We start from the raw sequence: 24,700 nt of genomic DNA on the forward strand, positions 1-24,700 counted from the left end.
AGGCCGAATCGGACGCTCCAGCACCCTCACCTCCGAGGTCGCCGATTTCGGCCCCCATGTCCAGAAACGCCAACGACGACACCGGGCGCCCCGACACCGGACGCCCCGACATCGGGCGACCCGACACCGGGGACACGACCGCGGGCGAGATCCTGCGTCTCTCGGACGTATCCATGCGGTACGGACGCGGACCGGATGTGCTGAGCGACATATCGCTATCTTTGCCACGCGGCTCTTTCCACTTCATCACCGGGCCGTCCGGGGCGGGCAAGAGCTCGCTCCTGAAACTGATCTACCTTGCAGCCCAGCCCTCCTCGGGGACGGTGCGGCTGTTCGGCGAGGACGTGGCGCGGATGGACGCCAAGGACCTGCCGCGGACGCGCCGCCGGATCGGCGTCGTCTTCCAGGACCTGCTGCTCCTGGACCACCTGTCGGCCTTCGACAACGCCGCCCTGCCGCTGCGCGTGGCGGGCCACAAACCGGCGGAATATCGCGCAGACGTCACCGAACTGCTGGCGTGGGTCGGGCTGAAGAACCGCATGCACGCCATGCCGCCCACCCTGGCCGGCGGCGAGAAACAGCGCCTCGCGATCGCCCGCGCCGTCGTCAACCGCCCGGAGATCCTGCTGGCCGACGAGCCTACGGGCAACGTCGACCACGAGATGGCGCTGCGCATCTACCGCCTGTTCGTGGAGCTCAACCGGCTTGGAACGACGGTGATTATCGCCACCCACGACCAGGATCTGATCGCCCGCGCCGGCCGCCCGGTGCTCTACCTCGACAAGGGCCGCCTGAGACCCCTCCCGCCCCAGGGCCCGCAAGCCAGTGGGTCGGCCAGTGTCTGAGAGCTTCGACCCCGCAAAGTGGCGCCCCGCAGCCTTCCTCCCGGAGCAGGATGCGCGCGACCCGGCGCTGATCTTCGTGATCGCGGTGCTCTGCTTCCTGGCCTGCCTGACCGGGCTGGGCGTCATTGCGGGCGACCGCGCCGCCCACGGCTGGGCCGGGCAGCTCCGCGGCGAGGCTACGGTGATCGTCCGCGCGCGCGGCGGCGAGACCCCGGATGCGGCGGCCGCCCGCGCGGCCGAGGTGCTGGCCGGCGTGCCCGGCGTCGCCGAGGCCCGGGCCCTGGAGAAGGAAAAGGCCTACGAACTGATCAGGCCCTGGTTGGGCGACGTCACCGACCTGGAGGACCTTCCGGTTCCGCGCCTGGTGGCCGTCACCCTTGACCGCGGCGGCCCAGCCACGGCCGGCAGCTTGGACCGCGCGCTGAAAGGCGAGGGAGTCGACGCCGTGGTCGACGACCACCAAGTCTGGATCAAGGACATCCGCGGCGCGGCGTCGGTCGTGCGGGCGACCGGCGCGGCCATCTTCATGCTGATCGCGCTGGCTGCGGCCGCCATGGTCGCCTTCGCCACCCGCGCGGGCCTGGCGGCGCGCCGCGACGTGGTCGAGGTGCTGCATCTCACCGGCGCCGAGGACGGCCAGATCGCCAACCTCTTCGAGCTGCGATTTGCGCGCGTGGCCGCGGTCGCCGGCGCCATCGGCGCGCTCGCGGCGGCGATGGTCGGCGCGACCCTGCGTATGATCGGCGGCGGGGAGGGAATCACACCGGCGCTGCCGGTCGCCTGGCTGGACCTGGCGGCCGTCCTGCCCTGCCCGCTGATCGCCGCCCTCGTCGCCGCGGTCGCCGCGCGCGTGACCGCCCGGAGGCTGATAAGAGACCTCTGAGATGAAGTCCGTCGCCGCCTTCCTGGTCGTGGCGCTGATCTGGTTCAGCGGCCTCCTGGCCTTCGCCGCCCGCGTGCGCGACCAGACCCCGGCGCCCTTGCCGGCGCCGGCTCAGGGCATCGTGGCGCTCACCGGGGCCGGCTCCAGCACGCGCATTTCCGAGGCCGTAAGCCTGCTGGAGGATGGCTACGGCCGCCGCGTCCTCGTCTCCGGGGTCAATCCGGTCGCCACCCGTGACGATATCCGCGACCTCTCCCGCGCCGTGCGCCGGCTGTACGACTGCTGCGTGGACCTGGGGTTCACCGCAGCCGATACGGTCGGAAACGCACGCGAGACCACCGCCTGGGCCCAGGCCATGCGCTACGATCGCCTGATCGTCGTTACCGCCGACTTCCACATGCCCCGCGCCATGCTGGAGCTGAACGCGGTGCTGCGCGGCACGGGCATCACGGCCCAGGCCTACCCCGTGGCCACGCCGGCCCTGAAGGCCCGCGACTGGTGGCGGCGCCCCGGCGCGGCACGGCTGATGGTGGTGGAATATTGCAAGTACCTGGCAATCCTCGTCCGCGAGGGCGTGCTGGGGTTGGGTCCCCGCGCCGCCCCGGTGGCTCAGCAGAAGAGCCTGCAACAAGAGGCGACCTCGTGATCGTCCTGCGCTCCCTGACCTACGTGGCCCTGTTCTACCTCTGGACCGCGGCGGTCGCGATCATCGGCACGCCGACCCTGCTGGGCCCACGCCGCGTGACCCTGGCGATGTTTCATTTTTGGGGTCGGGGCGTAATAGGCATGCTGCGGATCTGCGGCATCCGCGTGGAAGTGCGCGGGCGCCAGTTCATCCCCACCGGTCCGGCCCTGGTCGCCCCCAAGCACCAGTGCATGCTGGATGTCTTCGCCCAGTTTACCTACCTGCCGCGCTCGGCCTTCGTGATGAAGCAGGAACTCGCGCGGATCCCCTGGTTCGGCTGGTACGCCAGGAAGGCCGGAGCCATCGTCATCGACCGTGATGGCGGCGCAACCACCATGCGCCAGGTGATCCGCGAGGGCATCGAGCTGTTCAAGAGCGGGGCGCAGGTGGTGATCTTCCCGGAAGGCACCCGCAAGGCGCCCGGCGCGCCGCCCGACTACAAGCCCGGCATTGCCGCTCTCTACCGCGAACTCGACGTCGCGGTCTCCCCGGTCGCAACCAACGCCGGCGTCCATTGGCCTGCCCACGGCTTCATCCGCCGCCCCGGCCTCATCGTCTTCGAATACCTCGAACCCATCCCACCCGGCCTGAAACGCGCCGAATTCATGCGCGTCCTGGAGGAGCGGATCGAGACAAAGTCCACGGAGCTGATGGGGCTCTAATTCCCTCCCTTAATGGGGAGGGACAGACCGCGAAGCGGTAGGGTGGGGCAGTGGGGCCGGAGCGCCGTGCCCCACTTCCATCACCCGCTTCCTGGCCGTCGCGGGTCGATCGCGACGCGTCCAAGACCAATAGGATGTGGTCCATCACCCCGCCGAGATCGCCTCGTACGTCACTGGCCCAGAAACGCAAGACGCGGAAGCCATGCCTCACCAACACCCGGTCGCGTACGAAGTCGTGCTCGGATTGCGGGTCGTCGGCATGCTGTCCGCCGTCCACCTCGATCACGACCCGCCGGGTGTAGCAGACGAAGTCCAGATAGTAGCCGCGGAATGGCGCCTGGCGACGAAAGCGGAAGCCCCGATCGCGCAGGCGTTTCAGGCGGCTCCACAGCGCGACTTCCGGCTCGCTCATGTGGGTGCGAAATTCCCGCGCTCGAACGATCTCTGGTCTCATCGCCAGACTATGTTCCTGTTTTGTTCGAAATACAAATCTACCTTTTGCCGCGCTCCGACCCCAACTTCCCCACCCTGCTCGCCTTCGGCGAGCTGTCCCTCCCCATTAAGGGAGGGAATGCTGGGGCCCCTCCACCATCCCCAGCAGCTTTTCCATCGCCACATCCCGCACGCCCATCTCGCGCAGGTGTTCCACCAGGTCGCGCAGGTAGTCGACGTTCCGGCCCGACAGCCCGGCCGCCCCGGCGATCAGCTCCGCTTGCCGGTCCAGGCTGAGCGCACCGGCCCATTGCGGGTGGCGCACGTCGGACAGGAAGCAGGTGGCCTCTACCCGCCGGCCATCGTCCAGCCGCACGTGGCGGCGGGCCTCGATGTAGGTCTCGGTCGGCTGCTCGCGCTCCAGCAGATAGGCGTAGGTCCCCGCCCAGTCGTCCTCCGCCACAAGATACGCCGCGCCCCGGCAGGCCCCGCCGGGCGCCAGCCCCAGCACCAGGCCCGGGCGCTCATAGGTCCCGCGGTGGTGGACGGAATAGATGCAGAAGGCCCGGCGTCGTCCGTGTAGGGTGGCCCCGCGCCGCTCCGTGAACGGGAAGCCCGGCCGCCACATCAACGACCCGTAGCCGAAGACCCACCGTTCCGACCCCATCCCAGCCCCAGCCACCGAACCTGCCATGTCTGTGCCTGATCCCACGCCGCCCCGCAAACTGAGCCGCTGGCCGCTGTACGGCGTGCTCGCCGCCTTGGTGGTCATCGTCGCCGGCTGGAGCGCCGCCTGGCTGTGGGCGCGCGGGGAAGCGGTCACCCGCATCGACGCCGGGGCCGTGGCCCTGCGCAAAGCCGGCTATGACCTGGCCTGGAAGGACCGCAAGGTCACCGGCTACCCTTTCCGCCTCAACGTAAGGCTCAGCGATCCGCACATCCGCGACCGCTCCGGCTGGGCGCTGGAGGCGCCGCGCCTGGAGGCGCAGGCCTTCCTGCACGCGCCTGCCAACTGGATCGTCGCCGCGCCAGACGGCCTCACCTTCACCCGTCCCGCGGGCGGCCCCGTCGTGGTGAAGGGCCGGCTGATCCGCATGAGCCTGAGCCATCTCACCGACACGCCCCCCAATATCTCGTTCGAAGGAACCGGCCTCAGCTTCCAGCCGGCAGCCGGCGCCACGCCCTTCGGCCTCACCGCCGCCGAGCGAGTCGAGATCCACGTGCGTCGCGCGCCTGCCGAACTGGGTGACGAAGCTGGGCTCTGGGTGTCGGTCAAGGACGGCAAGGCGCGACTATCGGGTCTGCTGGAGCGCATCGCCGGCGACAAGCCGATCTCCATCGAGTGGGACAGCCGGCTCTCCGAGGCCGGGGATCTGCGCGGCGCCACATGGGCCGAGGCTGTGCGCAACTGGACCAACGCCGGCGGCCGTATCAGCGTGAAGCGGGCGGGCCTCACCGCCGGTGACGCGCTCATAGGCGTGAATTCCGGCCACTTGACCGTCGGAACGGACGGGCGCTTGCGCGGCGTGCTGGATCTCTCGCTGCGCCAGGCGCCGCGCGCGTTCAGCGCGATACAGGCCACCGGCGCCGCGCCGCCGGCCGCGGCCGAAGCCGCCGCCGCCATCGTGGCGGCGCGCCAGGGCAATGAGGACATCGCTCGCGCCAGCTTGAATTTCGAGGCCGGCCAGACCACCCTGGGCCCCATCGCGCTCTGGCGGGCGCCAAAAGTCTACGAGGCGCCCTGATGGCTTCGCTCTACGACCGCTTCTTCCTGCCCCGGCTCTTAAAGTGCGCCTGTTCCGCGCCGCCGATCGCGAAGCAGCGCCAGAAGGTCGTGCCCGGCGCGCAGGGCCGCGTCCTGGAACTGGGCATCGGCATGGGCCTGAACCTGCCCTTCTACGACGTCGACCGGGTGGAAAGCGTCACCGGGGTCGACCCTGCTCCGGAATTGCGGGCCATCGCCGAGGCCGCGCCGCGAGACCCTCGTCTCACGGTCCGCGTCGAGGAGGGAACGGCCGAGGCTCTGCCATTCGGCGACGCCAGCTTCGACTGCGTGGTCTGCACCTTCACGCTGTGTTCGGTCCGCGACCCCGCCCGGGCGCTCTCCGAGGCGCGTCGCGTGCTTCGGCCTGGCGGCCGCTTTCTGTACTGCGAGCATGGCCTGTCGCCCGAACCCGGGATCGCCAAATGGCAGCGGCGCATCGAGCCGATCTGGAAGCGGATCTCAGGCGGCTGCCACCTGAGCCGGCCGGTCACCACGGCGATCGAGGCCGCGGGCTTCAACGTCGCCCGCCACGACAGCATGTACCTGCCCCGCGCGCCTCGGATCGCGGGCTGGAACGAATGGGGCGAGGCTGTTCCGGCCTAGCCGGCGACCGGGAAGGCGAAGGCGCGGAAGCGGCTGGGCAGGCGCATGGCCGCCCGGGTGGCCTCGCGGACGTTATCGAAATGAGCGGCGGCCTGGGCCACATCGGTCCACACGACCTTGGCGCCGTCCGCCAGATACTCCAGCCCGTCGATCTTCGTGCGGGCCACCACAACGGAAGTCGCCATCAGCGTCTCTCCATCGACGGTGTTCCGTTCTGGCCCACCTGAGGCGTTGCGTCCCAAGGCCCGTGCCAGCAGGGCGAATTCGCAAACCTCGCCGAATCGCCGCTGACTGAACAATGAGCCGCATAACAGAGCGAAGGGACGCGCCATGCCGCAGGTCTCCTACACGGTCGACTTCATCGAAGGCGTCTGGAAGGTCGGCCTGAACGGCAAGCACTTCGGCCCGTATTCGAGCCTCGAGACCGCTGTGGCCGCCGCCAGCAAGGCGGCGCACAAGGCCGAGGCGCAGGGCTATGAGGCGACCCTGACGATCAACACGCTGCCGGATGAGCGCGCCGAGACGGCCGGCGCGGAGCGCGGTCGCGACGCCGCATGAGTCGCGCGAGGGTCCCGTGGTGGCTGGAGACGGACTTGAACCGTCGACCTGTGGGTTATGAATCCACCGCTCTAACCAGCTGAGCTACCCAGCCGCGGCGGGGCCCTCGCGCGAGGCGCGGGTTATAGGGGCGAAGCCGCCACGCTTCAAGGGATTGGGCGCGGGCCCGCAACGGGCTAGGCTGTCGCTTGCGATGAGCGTCCTGCACCTCCTGGGAACGGCCGGCGAAGGCGGCGCGGAAACCTATTTCGTCGATCTCCTGAAGGCGCTGAAACGGGCCGGCGTCAGCGAGGCCGCGGTCATCCGCGGCAACGCCGGGCGCGAGGCGCAGCTGAAACGGGCCGGGGTGCCGGTCAAGGTGCTGCGCTTCGGCGGGCCCATCGACATCCTCACCAAGCCCGCCGCAGCCGGCTTCGCGGCCGTGCAGAAGACGACCGTGGCGCTGGCCTGGATGAACCGCGCCGCGCGCCATACGCCGCGCGGCCCGTGGGCCCGTATCGGGCGGCTCGGCGGCTACTACTCTCTCAAGTACTACAAGGGCTTCGACCACCTGGTGGCCAACACCGAGGACATCGCCGACTGGATCGTCGGCCAGGGCTGGCCGGCCGGCAACGTCAGCTGCATTCCCAACTTCGCCGCCGCCCCGCCCGAGGCTCCCCCTGTCGACCGCGCCAGCGTCGCCACGCCGCCGGACGCGCCTCTGCTGCTGGCCATGGGCCGCCTGCATGAGAACAAGGCCCACGACGTCAGCCTGCAGGCGCTCACCCAGCTCCCGGACGCGTTCCTGTGGATCGCCGGCGCCGGTCCGCTGGAGGCCAAGCTGAGAGCGATGGCCGAGGTCCTGGGGGTCGCCGCGCGCGTCCGTTTCCTGGGATGGCGCACCGACGCCTCCGCGCTCTACCGCGCCGCCGACGTCTGCGTCTTCCCCTCCCGCTACGAGCCGCTGGGCAATGTGGTGATCCAGTCCTGGGCTCACGGCCTGCCGGTGGTCGCCGCCGCCGCGCAGGGCCCCGCCGCCCTGATCCGCGACGGCCAGGATGGCCTGCTGGTCCCGGTGGACGACGCCCATGCCCTGGCGGCGGGCGTACGCCGCCTTCTGAGCGACCCGGCCCTGCGCACCCGCTTCGCCGCCGCGGGTTCCGCACGTGTCGAGGCCGAATTCTCCGAGTCCGCCGTCGTGGCGCAATGGAAGGCGCTCTTCGCCGATCATGGAGCCGCCTGATGTGCGGCATCGCCGGGATGCTGGGCGGCGACGCCAGCGTCGTCGGGCCGATGATCGGCGCGCTGACCCACCGCGGCCCCGACGGCGTCCGGATCGAGGGCGGGCTCGCCCACGCGCGGCTGTCGATCATAGACCTCGACAGCGGGTGGCAACCGCTGCGCGCCGCCGGGGCCACCGTCGTCGGCAACGGCGAACTCTACAACTACATCGAGCTGGCCGCCGAGTTCGGCCTGGGCGGCGTCCTCGCCACGGGTTCGGACTATGAGCCCTTTCTGCATCTCGCCGCCCGCGAGGGCCCGGCCGCCATCGGCCGCCTGCGCGGCATGTACGCGCTGTGCCTGGTCGGTCCTGACGGCCGCACGGTGCTGGCCCGCGACCCCTTCGGCATCAAGCCGCTCTACATCCTTGAGCAGGACAGCGCCGTCGCCTTCGCCTCCGAGCCCCGCGCCTTCTTCGCCGCCGGCCTGCTCAATCCCACGATCGACGTCGAGGCCGCCCACCAGCTCCTCGACCTCAACTACACCCTCGGCGAGCGCACCCTCTTCGCCGGGCTCCGCCGCCTGGCGCCCGGCGAGGTGGTCGAGGTGCGGGGTGGGCGGATCATCGGCAGCCACCGCAGCGCGCCGTTCGCCCGTTCTCTCCCCCGCGACGTGGGGGAGGCAGGGCTGCTTGGTCAGCTCGACGCGGTTCTCGAAGACAGCGTCCGCGTCCATCAGCGCGCCGATGTCCCCTACGGCCTGTTCCTCTCCGGCGGCATCGACAGTGCGACCATCGCCACCCTCATGGCCCGGCTCAGCGAGCGCCCGGTCACCGCCTTCACCTGCGGCTTCGACGCCCCCAGATCCCAAAGAGGGGGCGCGGCCGACGAGCGGGCCGCCGCCGAAGCCGTCGCCAAAGCCCTCAACCTCGACTGGCGCGAGACCACCTTCGGCGAGGCCGACTTCTGGCGGATCCTGCCGCAGGTGGCCTGGGCGTTCGACGACCCGACCGCCGACTACGCCACCCTGCCGACCTACAAGCTGGCCGAGGCCGCCAAGGGGACGCTGACCGTGGTGCTGACGGGCGAGGGCGGGGACGAACTGTTCGCCGGCTACGGACGCTACCGCCGCGCGCTGCGCCCTGCCTGGCTGGGCGGCCGTCCCGCCGAGCCCCGCGGCGCGTCGCCCGCCACCCTGGCCGCCTGGCGGGACGCCGCGCGCCCGCCGCCCGGTCTCACCCGCCTGCAACAAGCCCAGTGGGCCGACATCGCCACCTGGCTCCCGAACGACCTTCTGCTCAAGCTCGACCGCTGCCTGATGGCCCACGGGCTGGAGGGCCGCACGCCCTTCCTCGACCGCGAAGTCGCCGCCTTCGCCTTCGCCCTGCCCGACCGGTTCAAGATCCGCGGCGGCCACGGCAAGTGGCTGCTGCGCAAATGGCTGGAACGCGCCTGCCCCGCCGCCCGGCCGTGGGCCAGGAAGCAAGGCTTCACCGTCCCGGTCGAGGCCTGGATAGCGCCCCGCGCCGCCGACATCGCCGCCCGCATCGGCCGGATCGAGGCCGTCCGCCAGGTGCTGGGCGACGAGGCCGCCGGCCGAATGGCCGCCCCGGGCCGCCGCTGGCCGCTGCTGTTCTTCGCCGTCTGGGCGTTGATCCACCTCGAAGGCGCGCAACCGAATGGTGCCCTCGCCGCTCTGATGGGAGACGGAGGATGATCATGAAGTCCCTGACGCTCGCCGCGGCCGCCGCCGCCCTCGCCGCCTGCAATTCCGCGCCAGGCCAGGCCCAGTCCGGCAAGGCCCAGTCAGCGGGCGACGCCGCAGCGGCCGTGGAAACCAGGCCCCCCAACGGCAGGAACCAGACGCCGGCCTTCCCCGGACAGACCCGCGCGCCGCAGGTGAAGGCCAATGTGGCCTATGAGGTGACCGACGTCGTCGGCGGACTCGACCACCCCTGGGGCCTGGCCTTCCTGTCCGACGGAGGCCTCCTGATCACCGAGCGCGCCGGGCGTCTGCGCCTCTTTGCGAACGGCAAGCTGTCGGCGCCCATCGCCGGCGTCCCCGCCGTCGACGCCCGCGACCAGGGGGGTCTCCTGGGCCTCACCCTCGACCCGGCCTTCGCCGCCAACGGCCTCGTCTACCTGGCGTTCTCCGAGCCGAAGGGCGCGACCAACAACGCTGCTGTCGCCCGCGGCAGGCTCGTGACCACCGCAGGCGCGCCGCGCCTGGAGAACGTCACCACAATCTGGCGCCAGACCCCCGCCCTCGCCTCCACCAAGCACTTCGGCGGTCGGCTGGTCTTCGGCCGCGACGGGACGCTGTTCATCACCGGCGGCGAACGCTCGGACATGGAAGGCCGCGTGCAGGCCCAGCGCATGGACGGCACGCTGGGCAAGATCGTGCGCATCAAAGCCGATGGCTCGATCCCGGCCGACAACCCGTTCGCGGGCAAGGCCGGCGTACGCCCCGAGATCTTCTCGATCGGCCACCGCAACGTCCTGGGCGCGGCGTTGCACCCGCGCACCGGCGAGCTCTGGGCGGTCGAGCACGGGCCGCGCGGCGGCGACGAGCTCAACATCGTGCGCAAGGGCCGGGACTATGGCTGGACCACCATCACCTACGGCATCGAGTACCAGGGCGGCCCGGTCGGCGCCGGCATGACCCAGAAGGCCGGGATGGAGCAGCCGATCTACTACTGGGACCCGGTGATCGCGCCCGGCGCCATGGCCTTCTACGACACCGACCTCGTCCCGGCCTGGAAGGGCAGCCTATTCGTCACCGGCCTGGGCCCCAAATACCTCGCCCGCCTCACCCTGGACGGCGACAAGGTGGTGGGCGAGGAGCGGCTGCTCACCGAACTCGGCGAACGCCTGCGCGACATCGTCGTAGGCCCCGACGGCGCCCTCTACATCACCACCGACGAAGGCCGCGGCCGCGTGATCCGCGTGGCGCCGAAGTAGGTCAGGCCGGCTGGCCGACTTTCCCGTACCTGGCGCCAAGCGCCGCGGTCACCGCCTCGAACTCCTCGATGGTCTCGCGGATGATCTGCGCCACCGGCTTCACCTCGTCGATCCGCCCCGCCACCTGGCCGGACAGAGCGATCGCCGCCTCCATGTCGCCGCCGAAGTAGAGATCCAGCGCATTGCCGAACTCGGCCATGATGTTGGCCGGCGGGTTCAGCTCGAAGGCGGTGGTCTTCTGCGTACGCAGGGCCCGAAGCGCCGGCCCCGGCCCCTGGCGGTTCAGGAACACCGTGTCGGTCTCCTTGGCCCCCAGGATCATGTCCTTCCAGTTCTGGTGCACCGGGCTCTCGGCGGCTGAGACCATGCGGGTGCCCATCTGCACGCCCTCGGCCCCCAGCGCGAACGCCGCCGCCATCGACCGCCCGTCGGTGATCCCACCCGCCGCGATCACCGGCACACCCACCTTCGAGCATACCAGCGGCAACAGCACCATGGTGGCCACGTCGCGGCTGTTCTTGAACCCGCCGCCCTCGCCGCCCTCGACCACCAGCCCGTCGACGCCGGCCTCGATGGCCTTCAGGGCCGCCGCCAGCGACGGCACCACGTGGAACACCGTCAGCCCCTCGGCCTTCAGCGCCTCGCAGTACTTGTTCGGATCGCCCGCCGAAGTGGTGACGAACTTGACCCCCTGATCGGCCACGAACCGCACGATGTCCGGGTCGCGCACGAAGGCCTGGGCGACGTTGATGCCCCAGGGCTTGTCGGTCAGCCCCCGCATCTTCTTGACCTCCTCGCGCACCTCGTCGAGGCGCCCGGACGAGGTCTCGATGATCCCCAGCCCGCCGGCATTGGAGACGGCGCTGGCCAGCTGCGAGCGGGCGATCCAGCCCATCGGAGCCTGGACGATCGGGTATTTCACGCCGAGCAGCTCGGTGATGCGGTTCTTCATGCGGGTCTCCCTAAGGGGCGGAATAGAGCGCGATGCCGCCAGGGAAATCCACCACCCCTCTCTTGCCCGTCATCCCCGGGCTTGTCCCGGGGACCCATAGACTCCGGGGTCGTGGGGTTCGCGCGCGCTCGCGCGCCGCGAACCTCCAGCGCCTGCGTTTGTGGATGGCCGGGACAGGCCCGGCCATGACGAGCAGAAGGGGGGAGAAAGTTCAGAGCCCCAGCCGCCCCGCCACCTCGTCCCCGATCGCCATGGACGACGTCAGCCCCGGGCTCTCGATCCCGAACAGCGCGACCAGCCCCTCCAGCCCGTGCGCCTGCGGCCCGTCGATGCGGAAGTCCGGCTGCGGCTCGCCCGGCCCGTGCAGCTTGGGGCGGATGCCGGCGTAGTCGGGGCTGAGCGCACCGTCCGGCAGCGCCGGCCAGAACCGCCGGATGTACTCATAGAACGCCCCCGAGGCCCCCGGATCGACCGAATAGTCCGGCGCGTCCACGAAGCTGAGGTCCGGCCCGAAAACCGCCTGGCCGCCCAGGTCCCGGCGGTAGTGGGTGCCCAGCGCGCCGGGGATCGGCGGCGGATAGACCAGGTGGCGGAAGGGCGCCTTGCCGGTGAGCCGGAAGTACATGCCCTTGCCGTAGTGGCCCTGGGGGATGGTCGCCACCGGGAAGCCCTCAATCGTCGCCGCCACCGTCTGCGCCGACAGGCCCGGGGCGGTGACCAGGTAGCGGCACGTCAGCACCGTCGGATCGGCGCCGCCGGCGCGCACCTCGAAGCCGCCGCCCTCCAGCGGGGTCGCGCCCTCGAAGGGGGTCGATTTCACCACCGCGCCGCTCGCCGCCTCGATCTCGCCCTCCAGCGCGAGCATGAAGGCGTGGCTCTCGAGCACCCCGCTCTCGGCCGACAGCAGCGCCCCCTCGCAGCGCAGTTGCGGCTCCAGCGCCAGGGCCTGCGCCTTGGTGAGCCGCGACATCCCCTCGACGTCGTTTTCCAGCGCCTGGGCCCAGATGGCGTCCAGGCGCGCCACCTGGTCGGGCTCCTCGGCCACCACCAGCTTGCCGCACTTGTCGTACTCGACGTGGTGGCTGTCGCAGAAGGCGTACATCAGCCGGCGGCCCTCCACGCAAAGCCGCGCCTTCAGCGAGCCGGTCGGATAGTAGAGGCCGCCGTGGATCACCTCGGAGTTGCGCGACGAGACGCCCTGGCCGATCGCCGCATCCGCCTCCAGCACCGCCACCACCAGGCCGCGCCGGCTGAGCGCATAGCCGCAGCCCAGGCCTACGACGCCCGCCCCCACGACCACCGCGTCGAAATCGAAATCGGCCATGGCCTCCGGCCTAACGTCCGCCGGGGCGATTGGGAAGCATCGGTGCTAGAACGCGCTCTTACGACTAAGGGACGGGAGGCGCCGATGACGGTGACGGACATCCACGGCCACGTGCTGAGCGGCGCGAGCCCGCAGGCGGCCGAGCACTATCAGCAGGCGCTGGACGCCTACCACCGCTACGGCGGCAAGCCGATGAAGCACCTGGCCCGGGCGCTGGCCGACAGCCCGGGGTTCGTCATGGCCCACCTGCTGAAGACCTACATGACCGGCGTCGGGACCGACCCGCCCACTCAGGCCATCGGGCGCGCCGCCTTGGCCGACGCCCGCGGGCTGCCCGCCGACAGCCGCGAACAGGCCCACCGCGCCGCCGCCGAAGCGCTGCTGGGCGGGCGTACCCGCGCCGCCGGCCGCATTCTGGAGGACATCGCGGTCGAGCATCCCCGCGACCTGCTTGCTCTTCAGGCCGGTCAACTGGTCGACTTCCTTACCGGCGACGCGCGCATGCTGCGCGACCGCATCGCACGCGCCCTGCCCGCCTGGTCCGAGGGCATGCCGAACCATCACGCGCTGCTCGCGATGCACGCCTTCGGCCTGGAGGAGACCGGCGATTACGCGCGCGCCGAGGCGGCAGGCCGCCGCGCCATCGAACTGGAGCCTCGCAACGGTTGGGCCCAGCACGCCGTCGCCCATGTCTGTGAGATGCAGGACCGCCGGTCCGACGGCGTCGGCTGGATGCGCGGCAATCCCTGCGCCTGGAGCGACGACAGCTTCTTCGCCATCCACAATGCCTGGCACCTGGCGCTCTTCCACCTGGGGCTGGACGAGATCGACGAGGTGTTAGCCCTCTACGACGGGCCGATCTACGGCGAACGCTCCACCATGCCGTTCGACATGGACGACGCCGCCGCCCTGCTCTGGCGGCTGAGGCTGCGCGAGATCGATGTCGGCGACCGGTGGAGCATCCTGGCCGACGCCTACGCCGCCCAGCCGCGCGGCCAGTCCGCCTTCGACGACGTCCACGCGATCATTGCCTTCGTCGGCGCGGGTCGCGACGCCGAGGCCGGGGCCGCCCTGGCCGACATGTCGACCGCAACGCTGCTCACCAACGACAACGCCGCCGTCACCCGCGACATCGGCTTGCCGGTCGCCCAGGCGATGGTCGCCCACGGCCGCGGCCGCCACGGCGAGGCGGTCGATCTGCTGCGCGAGGTTCGCAACGGCGCCGCGCGCTTCGGCGGCAGCCACGCCCAGCGGGACCTCCTGGACCTCACCCTGATCGACGCCGCCCGCCGCGACGGCCAGACCGCCCTGGAACGCGCCCTGCTGGCCGAACGTGAAGCCGCAAAGCCGGTGGCCTGACGGGCTCAGCCGGCGGCGGCCCCTCGGCCGCCGGCGCTGCCCCCTGTAACGCGAGTTCGACAACCCTCAGGGGAATCTCAGCCTTCCAAGCTTGACGGTTCTCGGGGCGCACCTACCGTCGTGGTGTCTGCGCGCCACCCTTCGTTGAAAGACCACCTGTATGAAGACCCTCAAGCGCGTAGCGACGGCCATGATCATGGCCGGCGCCACCCTCGGCGCGGCCGCGTCGAACGCCGCCATCATCACCCGGACCTACGCCTTCGAACTCAGCGATTTCCAGATCGCCCTGGGCTCGAACGCGCCGCCGCTGTCGGAAGTCAGCGGCGTCGTCACCCTGACCTTCGACGACGCGCTCAGCTTCTCCGGCCAGACCACCGGCATCAGCATCGCCGACTACGTCGGCCCGGCGCTGGGCTCGACCCTGGCGTTCTCCAGCTTCGGCGGCCCGGGCGACTCGCACGGCATCGCGATCGGCGGCCTCGCCAGCGGCGTCGGGCTGATCGCCTCGGGGAGCAGCGACTTCGTCCTGCAAGTGGAGTTCGCCGACGCCAGCTACGACAACCCTTTCCTGCCGATGTGCAGCTCGGGTTTCACCTGCGGCTCGGCCGCTCCGACCACGTTCGCCAGCGGATACACGATCTCCGGGACGAGCGGCGGCTGGCTCGCCGCCGCCGGTTCGGTCAGCGTGGTCCCAGTGCCCGAACCCTCGTCGTGGGCCCTCATGATCCTGGGCTTCGGCGGCATCGGCGCGGTGCTGCGGCGCCGGCCGCAGGTCGCCACGGTCTGAGGGACGAACGCTAGGCATCCTCGCGCGACATCCTGGCCGTGTTGTCGCGCGGCCCGGTCCCTCTCTCCTCACCCGTAGGTGAGGGGGACCGCGGAACGCGGTGGAGGGCGAACGCCGCCGCAGCGACCTCTCCTGCAAGCCCGGCACACCACCCTTCGAGCGGTCCCTCCCCCTCCGGTGATGAGAACGATGGCGAGCGGCCCACGCGCCTTCTATAGCTTCGCAGGTAGCGAGGAGTGGGCGATGAGGAAGCTGTTCGGTCTGGCGGTGGCCTTGGCGGCGCTTACCGCAACCGCCCACGCCCAGGTTCCGCTCGACCCCGGCTCGGACGGGCGCATCGCCAGCATCCTGACCTGGCGAGGTGAGAAGCAGGCGGCCGGCTTCCGCAGCATCGAGACCATCTACAAGACCCACACCATCCGCCGCGGCGATCGGGTCCATCCCCTGCCGGTCGCCGCCCGCCAGATCGCGCCCACGTTCAGTTACGGCGGCCAGACCTGGAGCGTCGACGACTACATGGCCGCCTACCGCGTCTCCGGCGTGCTGGTGCTGAACGACGGGGAGATCGTGCTGGAGAAGTACGCCCTCGGCCGCAAGCCCACCGACCGCTGGACCTCGTTCTCGGTCGCAAAGTCGGTCACCTCGACCCTGGTCGGCGCCGCGGTCCAAGACGGCAGCATCAAGAGCATCGACGACCCGGTCACCCGCTACATCCCCGAACTCGCCGGCTCCGGCTACGAGGGCGTCAGCGTACGCCAGATGCTGATGATGAGCTCGGGCGTGAAGTGGAACGAGGACTACGTCGACCCCAACTCCGACGTCGCCAAGGCCGGCGGTACGGTCACCGAGCCGGGCGTCAACCCGATGGTCAGCTACCTGCGCAAGCTGCCCCGCGCCCACCCGCCGGGAACCGTCTTCAACTACAACACCGGCGAGACCGACCTGGTCGGCGTGCTGGTCTCCAAGGCCACCGGCAAGACTCTCGCCGACTACGCGTCCGAAAAGCTCTGGAAGCCCTACGGCATGGAGCAGGATGCCGTCTGGATGACCGATCCCGGCGGCCAGGAGCGCGGCGGCTGCTGTATCTCCATGACGCTGCGCGACTACGGCCGCGTCGGCCAGTTCATCCTCGATGGCGGCAGGGCGGGGGGCAAGCAGGTGCTCCCGCCGTGGTGGATCGGCCAGGCGACCACGAAGCAGATCGCCAGCCCCGGCGGCGGCTACGGCTACTTCTGGTGGCTGCGTCCCAGCGGCGCCTACGAGGCGTCCGGCATCTTCGGCCAGTCGATCACCACCTTCCGCGACGAGCGGCTGATCGTCGTGGTCAACTCCGCCTGGCCGGCGGCCGTCGGCAACGAACTCTTCGCCGCGCGCAGCGCGTTCATCGAGGCGGCGCGCCAGGCCGCGAAGGAGATGCGATGAACCTGCTCCTCAACATCCTCTGGTTCATCTTCGGCGGGTGGATTTCAGGCACGCTGTGGATCCTCGCCGGCATCATCCTCGCGGTCACCATCATCGGCCTGCCGTGGACACCGGCGGCGTTCCGCCTTGCCAGTTTCAGCTACTGGCCGTTCGGCCGGATCGTCGTCGACCGCGATGTGGGCGTTCCGAGCGGCTGCCTGAACATCCTGTGGTTCGTGCTCGCCGGCTGGTGGCTGGCCCTGCACCACATCATCCTGGCTGTCCCGCTGGCCATCAGCCTGATCGGCATCCCGTTCGCCTGGCAGCACGTGAAGCTGGCGGTGCTGTCCCTCACCCCCGTCGGCAAGGCGGTGGTGGAGGTCTAGGGCTTGCGCGTCCCTACCCCCGAGCCCTGTAGGCGATGGAGCTAGGCTGCGGCCGCCATCGCCGGCGCGCCGCGCCAGCGGAACAGGGCCAGGGGCATCTCGCGCAAGCCGCCGTCGCGCTCGCCGTTCAGCCAGACGTGGCCGGGGGTCACCTTGGCGACGCGATAGATCGGCATGCCGCCGGCGTCCACCGACACCAGGTCACCGACCGTCACCGGCTCGGCGGCCGTGTGATCCAGGAGCATCCAGTCAACTGAACGGTACATCGTCTCTGCTTTCAATCCCGACCGACTACGAGTGGCGGACGGTGATTAACGCTAGGCTATCGCGAGTGAGGGTGGCCTGAGCTTGGCCTTTAGGCGCCGTTCATGTGCAAGACCCGTGCAAGGGAAGAGACTGGACAATCGGCCGTCCTTGGGGCCGTTTGGTGCGGCGATGAGCCGCCCCCCCGTCCGATTGGCCGCCTGCCTGCTGCTGCTCGCGAGCCTCGCGTCCGCCGGAACCCTGCGCGCCCAGGACCGCGCGCCCTCGGTTCGGCTCCAGAAGGCCGGCTGGACCCTGGTGACCGCCAGCGAGGACGTGTTCGTGTACATGCGCGCCGCCGCGGCCGCCCAGGCCGGCCTGCGCCGCGTCTGGACGGTCTACGATTCGGCCGGTCCGCGGATCCGCGACGGCTTCACCTTCCGCTCTGTGCGCAGCCTGGGAGAATACGACTGTAGGCGTCGCCTCTCGCGGGTCATCCACGAGACCTTCCACGACGCGCCCGGGCTGACCGGAAAGTCCTGGCAGTCCCCGAAGTTCATCCCAACGCCCTGGGCCGCCGCCGAGCCCGAGTCCGTGGGTGCGCTCCGCATGGCGTTCGCCTGCCGCGCCCTCAACGACACCTGAGCGGGAGGACTCGTGGAACAGCGCGACACCTTCGATGCGGTGGCGGAGATCTACGCGGAGGTTCGGCCGGGCTACCCGCGCGCCCTGTTCGACGACCTCGCCGCCCTGGCCGGCCTGAGCCCGGACGCCGCGGTGCTTGAAGTGGGCTGCGGCGCCGGCCAGGCGACCGGCGACCTCGCGGCCCGCGCGCGCCGGGTCGTCGCGCTCGACCCTGGTCCGCAGCTGATCGTCCAGGCGCGGGCCAAGGTCGCGGCCGCCAACGCCGAGTTCGTCGTCTCGACCTTCGAAGCGCTCCAGGCCGAACCCGAAGCCTTCGACCTCGTCGCCTCCGCCCAGGCCTGGCACTGGGTCGATCCCGCCGTGGGGTTCGCCAAGGCCGCCCAGGCCCTGAAACTCGGCGGCGCCCTGGCCATCTTCGGCCATGTGCCGATGCCCACGCCGGCCGGGTTCGTCCCGGCCTTCGAACGCGCCTTCCAGCGCCATGCGCCCGGCGCGTGGGGCCACCCGCCGTCCCAGGCCTGGTACCTGCCGGCCGGACCGGTCGCCGGCATAATCCAGGCCAGCGGCCTGTTCGGACCGGCCATCCACCGCGCCTACCCCTGGACCTGGCGCCTCGATCCGGAGACCTACAAGCGCTACCTGCGCACCGAGTCCGGCTTCAACGTGCTGCCCGAAGGTGCGCGGTTCGCCCTGTTCGACGAACTTGCCCAGGCCATCGCCGACCACGGCGGCGTCATGGATGCGCCCTGGGAGACGCATCTCTACGTGGCCCGCAAAAGCCCGGCGTGAGCGCCGACCCCTTCCAGCCCTGGCTTGCCCGTTGGGCGCTAAAGCCCGACGGCGAGGGGTTCACCACCAACTGGGGCAGCCGCCTTCTCCCTGTTCGCCGTGAGAGGGCGCCCGCCATGCTGAAGATCGCCGGCCACGAGGAAGAGCGTCGCGGCGGGGCGTTGATGGACTGGTGGGGCGGGATTGGCGCCGCTCGTGTGCTGGCCCGCGAAGGCGACGCCATCTTGCTGGAACGCGCGATGGGGACCAGGAGCCTGGCCGCCATGGCGCGCGAGGGTCACGACGACGAGGCCACCGTAATCCTCTGTGAGGTCGCCGCCGCCCTGCACGCGCCGCGCTCGCAGGCGCCGCCCGATACGCTCGTCCCGCTCGACGCCTGGCATCGGTCGCTGCGGGTGGCGGCCGCCCGCGACGGCGGCCCCTTCGCCGCCGCCCTGCCTCGCGCCGAGGCGCTGCTGGCGGATCCCCGCGACGTGGTGGTGCTGCACGGCGACTTCCACCACGAAAACGTCCTGGACGGCGGGGACCGCGGCTGGCTGGCCATCGACCCCAAGGGCCTGATCGGCGAGCGCGGCTTCGAATACGCCAACCTGTTCCGCAATCCCGACGCCGAGATCGCGCTCGATCCCGCCCGGATGCGCCGTCGCGCGGAGATCGTCGCCGCCGCTGCCCGCCTGGAGCCGCGGCGCCTCCTGCAGTGGGTCCACGTCTACGCCGTCCTGGGCGCGGCCTGGAGCCTGGAGAGCGGCCACGACCCTGCGCCGGGCCTGGCCATCGGCGCCCTGGCCGCAGCCCAACTGGAGCCCTGAAGCGGCTGCGGAACGCGAGGCCGCCCAAAGCCTTACCGTTGGCATGACCAGCAGAGGCCGCGCCTTTCCCACCACCGCCTGGCTGGGCGCCCCGCTCGCCCGCCTGCAACGGCGCTTCGAAGCTCACCCTTGGACGGCGGTCCTCGAGGCCGCCGCCCGCGCCGGCTACCTGGCCCGCGGCGCCGTCTACCTCAGCGTCGGCGTGATCGCGCTGCTGGCGGCGCTTCGTCTCAGTCCGCGCGCCGAAGGTGCGGTGGGCGCCCTTCAGGCCTGGGGCGAGTGGCCGGCCGGCCTGGCGCTGATCTGGCTGGTGGGCGTCGGCCTCTACGGCTTCGCCGGTTGGAGGGCGCTGCAGGCGATCTTTGACGTCGACCGCTGCGGGCACACCGCCCGTGGCCTTGCGAACCGCGCCGGTCAGGCGGTGAGCGGCATCGCCTACGCCGGCCTGGCGATCTCCGTCTTCGGACTGCTCGACGCCATGGAAGATCTGCACGAGCCCGACGACCAGGCAGCCACCGGCGCCTTGGTGGCCCGCGTTCTGGACCTGCCGTTCGGGCCACTGATCGTGCTCGGCATGGGGCTGTTCATCCTGGCCTCGGGCGTCGGCAGCGTCGTGCGCGCCTCCCTGGACCACTTCCGCCGCAACCTGGACTGTGAACCGCAAACCCGAGCCTGGGCCGGGAGCCTGGCGCGGATCGGCTATTTCGGCCGAGGCGTCGCCCTGCTGCCCGCCGGCCTGCTGCTGGCCAGCGCCGGGCTGCACGCGCGGGCGTCAGACGCGCGCGGCCTCGGCGGCGCGCTCGAGCTGCTGATCACCTGGCCTTTCGGGCGCACAATGCTGGGCCTGACGGCGGCAGGCCTCATCGCGTTCGGCCTATTCGCCGTCGTCGAGGCCTGCCTGCGTCCGATGCGCCTGGCGCGCGCCCTGCCTCAGGTGGACTGAGTGGTGTCCGGAAGGCCCAGGATGCGCTTGGAGATGATGTTGTTCTGGATCTCCGAGGACCCGCCGTAGATCGACATCGCCTTGCCGAACAGCCAGCTCCGCACGCTCTCGATCTCGTCGGCTTTGAAAGCCTCGCCGCTCCAGCCCAGGCCCTGGTGGCCGTAGATCTCCAGCGTCAGCTCGGACCGCGTCTGGGCCACCGAGGTCATCGAGTTCTTCAGCACCGAAGCGGCGTTGCCCGGGTTATTGTTGCCCTTGGCCTCCGCCATCGCCCGCGCCAGCGTCAGGCTGTGCACGCGGGCATCCATCAGATGCTTCGACAGCCGCGTGCGCAGGTCGGAGTCCGCCAGCCGTCCCTGCCCGTCCACGCCGACATATTGCTTGGCGACCTCCTGAAGCGGCGTCGGCGCGGCGCCGCCCCCGCCTGCGCCCGTCTGACTGGCCCGCTCGTGCTGCAGCAGCCGCTTGCCGACCGTCCAGCCCACGTTGAGCTGTCCCAGGAGCGCATCCCGCGGCGCCTTCGCATCCGTGAAGAACGTCTCGCAGAACGGCGAGGCCCCCGCGATCAGCGGGATCGGCCGCACCTCGATCCCAGGCTGGTGCATGTCGATCAGCATGAAGGAGATTCCCTCGTGCTTCTTGGCGGACGGATCGGTACGTACAAGTGCTCCGCACCAGTCCGAATATTGCGCGCCGCTTGTCCAGATCTTCGAACCGTTGATGGTCCAGCCTTCGCCGTTGTCGACGGCCTTGGTCTGCAGGGCCGCCAGGTCCGACCCGGCGTTGGGCTCGGAATAGCCGATGCACCACTGCACCTCGCCGCGGATGATCGGCGGCAGATGCTTCTTCTTCTGGTCGTCGGTGCCGTAGTCCATGATCGTCGGGCCGACCATGGTGATGCCCATGCCGAACATCAGCGGGTTGAAGGCGCCGACCCGGTTCATTTCCTGGCTCAGCACGCGCGCCTGCTGCGGCGAGAGGCCGCCGCCGCCGTATTCCGCCGGCCAGGTCGGGGTCGCCCAGCCCTTGGCGCCGATCGCCTTGCGCCACTTGTTGAGATCGGGATCCTCGACCCGCACCTCGCTGGCGGCCAGCCCGGCCTTGCTCTTCAGTGTCGGCGGGAAATTGGCCTCCAGCCAGGTCCGCGCTTCCTGCCGGAACGCTTCCAGGTCGGTGTCTGCGCCAAAGTCGGCCATGGTCTCAGATCCTCTCGTCAGGGCCGCGAGCCTACCCCTCGCCGCCATCGCCGCAACCCTAGGCGGATGACGCCACGGGAGCGAAGACCCTTCCATCCCGCCACTGCTCGGCTCTACACAGCGCGATGAACCCCTGGATCCACCTCGACACCGCCCAGATTCCCGGCGGCGGTGAGCTGAAGCTCATGCAGCGCGGTGGCGACTACTCGATCATGTCGGGCGCCTTCGAGCTGATGAACAGCCGCCTTTACGGCTCAGAGGTCGCGCTGGCCGACCTTGCCTGGGCGAAGATGGCCGAGCGCGAGCGCCCGCGCATCCTGATCGGCGGCCTCGGCATGGGGTTCACCCTGCGTGCGGCGCTTGCCGCCCTCCCCAAGGCCGCGAAGATCGTCGTCGCCGAACTGGTCCCCGAGGTGATCGACTGGGCGCGAGGGCCTCTGGCAAGCCTCTACGGCGACAGCCTCGACGACCCGCGAGTCAGGCTCTTGCAGACCGACGTCGCCCCCCTGATCCGCGACGCGAACCCGCCCTATGACGCCATCCTGATGGACGTCGATAACGGCCCCGACGCCCTGGGCCGCGACGCCAATGACGACCTCTACTCCATGGCAGGTCTCGCCATGACCCGGCGTGCGATCAAGCACGGCGGCGTCCTGGCCGTCTGGTCCGCCGGCCCCGACCAGCCCTTCGCCGGCCGCATGCGTCGCGCCGGCTTCGCCGTCGAGGAACACCGCGTCGGCGCCAGCCCCTCGGGCAAGGGGCCGAGGCACATCATCTGGGTGGGCATGGCGCGTTAGGGGCCGTAGCTCACCGCCATCCCCGCCCGCACGTCCTGCTGCACGCCGTACTGCGGGAACGGATAGCGAAAGCCGTTCTTGCTGAGCGCCCGCATCCCAGTAATCGCTTTCACGAGATACTCGGGCGGCAACGCCATCAGCATCTCGTCGTCCAGCACCCGGCCATAGCGGCGCTCGGCGAAGCAGGGGATCGAGAGGCTAGGCTCACGCTTGCTCAGCGCCCGGCCCCAGCTGTCGGCGCAGGCGCTCTCGCCGACTACGCCCCAGTCGAACTTCTTGTAGCCCGACCACTGCAGCCCGTTGATGAAATAGATCATCGCCCCGGGCGTGGCGTAGAACAGCGCGATGTCGGGGTCGCCCAGCTTGCCCGCCGCCAGTGGTCCGATGGCCAGGGCGTCGTACTGGCCGTCCGGCACGCAGTGCATCGCCGCCTGGTGGGCCGAGGCGTCGTCGATCGTCTCGAACCACACCCCGGTCATGTGCTTGCCGGACTTCCATTCGTCGGTCTTGGCGCCGCCGAGGCCGACCACGGCCCTGCACTGCGACCCCACGAGATCCTCCGAGGTCACCCCCACCGTCCAGCCCAGCCGCGAGGCCTGGCCGACCAGCTGGTCCAGGGTGTGCACCGCCGTGGGCCGGCGGATGCGCGGGATGGCCTCCATGTCGGCGCGGTCGGCATAGAGCTTCATGCCGAATGGGATCGAGCGCAGCTTCAGCAACTGCTCCAGATCGGCGACGATCGTGGGCCAGTCAAAGTCCATCGGGGCATCCTCCATCGCCGCATGGCGCCCACACGCTGCGACCTGCCGCGGCGGAGCGCAAGGCCTCGACCCAGTCGAACGCCAAGCGCTACTATACCGCCGTGATCCGGGAGGAGACGATGAGCGAAACGTTGCCGCGCCGCGCGCGCAGTCCCGCCGAGATGGGCGCGCTGTCCGGCAAGATGTTCGTCCCGGCCGAAATCAGTGCGTCGATCGCCGCCTACCGGCCGCGCCCGACCGACGTGGTCATCTCGCCCTATGGCAAGTGCGGCACAACCTGGCTGCAGCAAATCTTCCACACCCTGCGCACCGGCGGCGACATGGACTTCGACGACATCTCCCGCGTCGTGCCGTGGATCGAGACCGCCACTCTGCTGGGTATCGACCTGGAGGCGCCGCAGCGGGCCGAGCCGCGCGGCTTCAAGAGCCACCTCGCCTATGACGCCATCCCGCCGGGCGCCAAGGCGATCTGCAGCCTGCGAGACCCCAAGGACGCCCTGGTCTCCTTCTATCGCTTCATGGAAGGCTGGTTCTTCGAGCCCGGCGCGGTCTCGATCGACCAGTTCGGGGAAGGGTGGGTCAGCCGCCCCATGCTGGGCTCCTACTGGGGCCACCTGCTCAGTTGGTGGAAGGTCCGCCACGACCCGGCGGTCCTGCTGCTTTCCTATGAGCAGATGGTCGCCGAGCCCGAGGCCAGCATCCGCCGGGTCGCCGCCTTCTGCGACATCCCGTTGGACGACGCCCTCCTGGCCACGACGCTGGAGCGCTCCTCCATCGGCTACATGCTGGCCCACAAGGACGTCTTCTCCGACCCGATGATGCGCCGCGCATCTGAGGTCCGCTGCAATCTCCCGCCCGGCAGCGACTCGGCCAAGGTGCGCAGGGGCGGCGTCGGCGGCCACGCGGACGAACTGTCGCCCGAGCTTTCCGCCGCGCTCGACGTCAAGTGGCGGGAGCTTGTCACGCCGGTGACGGGCTTCGCCGACTACGCCGCTCTGGAGGCGGCGCTGCGGGCGGGGGCCTAAGCCGAGGTCGCCGCGGCGTTGGCGCGCCTGTACACGGGGTCCATGGCGAACCGCCCGAAGTCCTGCGGACCCTGCAGCCTGTGCTGCAAGGTCTTCGCCGTGGAAGAGCTCCAAAAGCCGATGGGCGTGATGTGCGCCCACTTCGGTCCGGGCCGCGGCTGCACGATCTACGCGGACCGGCCGCGGGCCTGCCGCTCGTTCGAATGCGTCTGGCTGATGGACCCGGAGATGCCGCACCGCTTCCGCCCGGACCAGACCAAGGTGGTCCTCGACCAGGACGCGGACGGGACCCGCCTGATCGCACGCTGCGACCCGGCCAACCCGCAGGCGTGGCGTCGCAATCCGATGTACGCCGCGTTGAAGGGCTACGCGGCTCAGACCTGGGGGACCGGCAAGCTGGTGCTGGCGGTGGCCGGGCGACAAACATGGCTCGTCGCGCCGCAGGAGAATGTGGACCTCGGCGAGATCGATCCGGACTCGGCCCTGCAGGTCGTGGAGACCGACGGCGCGATCAAGGTCAGCGTCCTGCCAGCTCCCTGATCGGCGGCTACCTCGAACCGCTAGGCTTCTGCCTTCGCGGGCCCGACGGACGCGTCCTTCACGTGACCCGCCGCGAATCTGTTGGGTGACCCGTGGGCTAGGCGGACACTGTCTCCCGCGCCTCCAACTTCTCCCAGTCCTTCCACAACC

The 24,700-nt window shown here is 70.5% G+C and carries 29 protein-coding genes and 1 tRNA gene; 21 read left to right on the plus strand and 9 right to left on the minus strand.

The genetic code is table 11. The features are described 5' to 3' along the window. Window positions 1-149: 149 nt before the first annotated feature. The 4 genes from ftsE to QZV94_RS03420 are packed head-to-tail and all read left to right on the plus strand — an operon-like array spanning window position 150 to window position 3,075. Window positions 150-845 (plus strand): cell division ATP-binding protein FtsE, encoded by a 696-nt coding sequence (ftsE, locus tag QZV94_RS03405; RefSeq protein WP_293676423.1) that lies wholly within the window; start codon window positions 150-152, stop codon window positions 843-845. Next, a complete protein-coding gene (locus QZV94_RS03410) occupies window positions 838-1,728 on the plus strand; it encodes an FtsX-like permease family protein (protein ID WP_293676397.1) in 891 nt (296 codons plus the stop codon). Before ftsE ends, QZV94_RS03410 begins: the two co-directional genes overlap by 8 nt. A 1-nt stretch (window position 1,729) precedes the next feature. Beyond that, on the plus strand, window positions 1,730-2,374 hold the full coding sequence (locus QZV94_RS03415; RefSeq protein WP_293676398.1) for a YdcF family protein: 645 nt from the start codon (window positions 1,730-1,732) through the stop codon (window positions 2,372-2,374). After that, window positions 2,371-3,075 (plus strand): 1-acyl-sn-glycerol-3-phosphate acyltransferase, encoded by a 705-nt coding sequence (locus QZV94_RS03420; RefSeq protein WP_293676399.1) that lies wholly within the window; start codon window positions 2,371-2,373, stop codon window positions 3,073-3,075. Before QZV94_RS03415 ends, QZV94_RS03420 begins: the two co-directional genes overlap by 4 nt. Here the strand turns inward: QZV94_RS03420 and QZV94_RS25085 are convergent. Both QZV94_RS25085 and QZV94_RS03425 read right to left on the minus strand, forming a co-directional pair. Then, entirely contained in the window at window positions 3,017-3,529 is a 513-nt protein-coding gene (locus tag QZV94_RS25085; protein ID WP_367253855.1) for an endonuclease domain-containing protein, read from the minus strand. The genes QZV94_RS03420 and QZV94_RS25085 overlap by 59 nt on opposite strands. A gap of 105 nt (window positions 3,530-3,634) precedes the next feature. Beyond that, on the minus strand, window positions 3,635-4,174 hold the full coding sequence (locus QZV94_RS03425; protein ID WP_293676400.1) for a gamma-glutamylcyclotransferase: 540 nt from the start codon (window positions 4,172-4,174) through the stop codon (window positions 3,635-3,637). 25 nt (window positions 4,175-4,199) lie between these two features. Between QZV94_RS03425 and QZV94_RS03430 the strand changes: the two genes are divergently transcribed. Beyond that, a complete protein-coding gene (locus tag QZV94_RS03430; protein ID WP_293676401.1) occupies window positions 4,200-5,252 on the plus strand; it encodes a DUF2125 domain-containing protein in 1,053 nt (350 codons plus the stop codon). Next, window positions 5,252-5,875, plus strand: coding sequence for a class I SAM-dependent methyltransferase (locus QZV94_RS03435; RefSeq protein WP_293676402.1), 624 nt, complete (start codon window positions 5,252-5,254; stop codon window positions 5,873-5,875). The genes QZV94_RS03430 and QZV94_RS03435 overlap by 1 nt, the downstream gene beginning before the upstream one ends. Here the strand turns inward: QZV94_RS03435 and QZV94_RS03440 are convergent. Continuing rightward, window positions 5,872-6,060, minus strand: coding sequence for a hypothetical protein (locus QZV94_RS03440; RefSeq protein ID WP_293676403.1), 189 nt, complete (start codon window positions 6,058-6,060; stop codon window positions 5,872-5,874). The genes QZV94_RS03435 and QZV94_RS03440 overlap by 4 nt on opposite strands. Before the next feature lie 145 nt (window positions 6,061-6,205). On the opposite strand from QZV94_RS03440, the gene QZV94_RS03445 reads away from it, so the two are divergent. Next, the gene (locus tag QZV94_RS03445) at window positions 6,206-6,433 is read left to right on the plus strand and encodes a hypothetical protein (RefSeq protein ID WP_293676404.1); all 228 of its coding nucleotides are present in this window, start codon (window positions 6,206-6,208) and stop codon (window positions 6,431-6,433) included. Between the two features lie 17 nt (window positions 6,434-6,450). Here the strand turns inward: QZV94_RS03445 and QZV94_RS03450 are convergent. Next, a tRNA-Met gene (locus tag QZV94_RS03450) sits at window positions 6,451-6,527 on the minus strand. Window positions 6,528-6,626: 99 nt separating this feature from the next. Here QZV94_RS03450 and QZV94_RS03455 point away from each other — a divergent pair. Genes QZV94_RS03455 through QZV94_RS03465 form a run of 3 tightly spaced genes read left to right on the plus strand, consistent with a single transcriptional unit; the run spans window position 6,627 to window position 10,593 of the window. Beyond that, complete coding sequence (locus QZV94_RS03455; protein WP_293676405.1) at window positions 6,627-7,655, plus strand: glycosyltransferase; 1,029 nt, start codon at window positions 6,627-6,629, stop codon at window positions 7,653-7,655. Further along, window positions 7,655-9,349 carry an asparagine synthase (glutamine-hydrolyzing) gene (gene asnB / locus QZV94_RS03460; protein WP_293676406.1) on the plus strand — a complete coding sequence of 565 codons (1,695 nt, stop codon included), beginning with the start codon at window positions 7,655-7,657 and terminating at the stop codon, window positions 9,347-9,349. The genes QZV94_RS03455 and asnB overlap by 1 nt, the downstream gene beginning before the upstream one ends. Window positions 9,350-9,351: 2 nt before the next feature. Then, on the plus strand, window positions 9,352-10,593 hold the full coding sequence (locus QZV94_RS03465; protein WP_293676407.1) for a PQQ-dependent sugar dehydrogenase: 1,242 nt from the start codon (window positions 9,352-9,354) through the stop codon (window positions 10,591-10,593). A 1-nt stretch (window position 10,594) separates the two neighbouring features. Here the strand turns inward: QZV94_RS03465 and QZV94_RS03470 are convergent, their stop codons facing one another. Both QZV94_RS03470 and QZV94_RS03475 read right to left on the minus strand, forming a co-directional pair. Further along, complete coding sequence (locus QZV94_RS03470) at window positions 10,595-11,545, minus strand: NAD(P)H-dependent flavin oxidoreductase (protein ID WP_367253861.1); 951 nt, start codon at window positions 11,543-11,545, stop codon at window positions 10,595-10,597. Between the two features lie 211 nt (window positions 11,546-11,756). Further along, window positions 11,757-12,869: an NAD(P)/FAD-dependent oxidoreductase gene (locus QZV94_RS03475; RefSeq protein ID WP_293676408.1), complete on the minus strand. Its 1,113-nt coding sequence runs from the start codon at window positions 12,867-12,869 to the stop codon at window positions 11,757-11,759. Window positions 12,870-12,953: 84 nt separating this feature from the next. Here QZV94_RS03475 and QZV94_RS03480 point away from each other — a divergent pair, with 84 nt between their 5' ends. The 4 genes from QZV94_RS03480 (at window position 12,954) to QZV94_RS03495 (ending at window position 16,802) form a co-directional block, all read left to right on the plus strand. Next, window positions 12,954-14,228, plus strand: a complete 1,275-nt coding sequence (locus QZV94_RS03480; protein ID WP_293676409.1) for a tetratricopeptide repeat protein — start codon at window positions 12,954-12,956, stop codon at window positions 14,226-14,228. 160 nt (window positions 14,229-14,388) lie between these two features. After that, window positions 14,389-15,015, plus strand: coding sequence for a PEPxxWA-CTERM sorting domain-containing protein (locus tag QZV94_RS03485; protein WP_293676410.1), 627 nt, complete (start codon window positions 14,389-14,391; stop codon window positions 15,013-15,015). A gap of 243 nt (window positions 15,016-15,258) precedes the next feature. Then, on the plus strand, window positions 15,259-16,437 hold the full coding sequence (locus tag QZV94_RS03490; RefSeq protein WP_293676411.1) for a serine hydrolase: 1,179 nt from the start codon (window positions 15,259-15,261) through the stop codon (window positions 16,435-16,437). Further along, a complete protein-coding gene (locus QZV94_RS03495) occupies window positions 16,434-16,802 on the plus strand; it encodes a YccF domain-containing protein (protein ID WP_293676412.1) in 369 nt (122 codons plus the stop codon). The genes QZV94_RS03490 and QZV94_RS03495 overlap by 4 nt, the downstream gene beginning before the upstream one ends. Window positions 16,803-16,843: 41 nt before the next feature. On the opposite strand, the gene QZV94_RS03500 is transcribed toward QZV94_RS03495, so the two are convergent. After that, window positions 16,844-17,068 carry a hypothetical protein gene (locus tag QZV94_RS03500; protein ID WP_293676413.1) on the minus strand — a complete coding sequence of 75 codons (225 nt, stop codon included), beginning with the start codon at window positions 17,066-17,068 and terminating at the stop codon, window positions 16,844-16,846. 169 nt (window positions 17,069-17,237) lie between these two features. Between QZV94_RS03500 and QZV94_RS03505 the strand changes: the two genes are divergently transcribed. The 4 genes from QZV94_RS03505 to QZV94_RS03520 are packed head-to-tail and all read left to right on the plus strand — an operon-like array spanning window position 17,238 to window position 20,231. After that, complete coding sequence (locus tag QZV94_RS03505) at window positions 17,238-17,690, plus strand: surface-adhesin E family protein (RefSeq protein ID WP_293676414.1); 453 nt, start codon at window positions 17,238-17,240, stop codon at window positions 17,688-17,690. Window positions 17,691-17,702: 12 nt separating this feature from the next. Continuing rightward, window positions 17,703-18,479 carry a class I SAM-dependent methyltransferase gene (locus tag QZV94_RS03510; protein ID WP_293676415.1) on the plus strand — a complete coding sequence of 259 codons (777 nt, stop codon included), beginning with the start codon at window positions 17,703-17,705 and terminating at the stop codon, window positions 18,477-18,479. Further along, on the plus strand, window positions 18,476-19,288 hold the full coding sequence (locus tag QZV94_RS03515) for an aminoglycoside phosphotransferase family protein (protein ID WP_293676416.1): 813 nt from the start codon (window positions 18,476-18,478) through the stop codon (window positions 19,286-19,288). Before QZV94_RS03510 ends, QZV94_RS03515 begins: the two co-directional genes overlap by 4 nt. A gap of 43 nt (window positions 19,289-19,331) precedes the next feature. After that, on the plus strand, window positions 19,332-20,231 hold the full coding sequence (locus tag QZV94_RS03520) for a DUF1206 domain-containing protein (RefSeq protein ID WP_293676417.1): 900 nt from the start codon (window positions 19,332-19,334) through the stop codon (window positions 20,229-20,231). Here the strand turns inward: QZV94_RS03520 and QZV94_RS03525 are convergent. After that, complete coding sequence (locus QZV94_RS03525) at window positions 20,219-21,427, minus strand: acyl-CoA dehydrogenase family protein (protein ID WP_293676418.1); 1,209 nt, start codon at window positions 21,425-21,427, stop codon at window positions 20,219-20,221. The two genes, QZV94_RS03520 and QZV94_RS03525, sit on opposite strands and share 13 nt — an antisense overlap. Before the next feature lie 125 nt (window positions 21,428-21,552). Here QZV94_RS03525 and QZV94_RS03530 point away from each other — a divergent pair, with 125 nt between their 5' ends. Next, window positions 21,553-22,224, plus strand: coding sequence for a spermidine synthase (locus tag QZV94_RS03530; protein WP_293676419.1), 672 nt, complete (start codon window positions 21,553-21,555; stop codon window positions 22,222-22,224). On the opposite strand, the gene QZV94_RS03535 is transcribed toward QZV94_RS03530, so the two are convergent. Then, window positions 22,221-22,985 carry a DUF169 domain-containing protein gene (locus QZV94_RS03535; RefSeq protein ID WP_293676420.1) on the minus strand — a complete coding sequence of 255 codons (765 nt, stop codon included), beginning with the start codon at window positions 22,983-22,985 and terminating at the stop codon, window positions 22,221-22,223. The genes QZV94_RS03530 and QZV94_RS03535 overlap by 4 nt on opposite strands. Here QZV94_RS03535 and QZV94_RS03540 point away from each other — a divergent pair. Beyond that, window positions 22,919-24,010, plus strand: coding sequence for a sulfotransferase domain-containing protein (locus tag QZV94_RS03540; RefSeq protein ID WP_293676421.1), 1,092 nt, complete (start codon window positions 22,919-22,921; stop codon window positions 24,008-24,010). The genes QZV94_RS03535 and QZV94_RS03540 overlap by 67 nt on opposite strands. 42 nt (window positions 24,011-24,052) lie before the next feature. Then, window positions 24,053-24,550 carry a YkgJ family cysteine cluster protein gene (locus QZV94_RS03545; RefSeq protein WP_293676422.1) on the plus strand — a complete coding sequence of 166 codons (498 nt, stop codon included), beginning with the start codon at window positions 24,053-24,055 and terminating at the stop codon, window positions 24,548-24,550. Window positions 24,551-24,700: the final 150 nt, after the last annotated feature.

The sequence above is a fragment of the uncultured Phenylobacterium sp. genome, assembly GCF_902826855.1.
Lineage (GTDB): Bacteria > Pseudomonadota > Alphaproteobacteria > Caulobacterales > Caulobacteraceae > Phenylobacterium.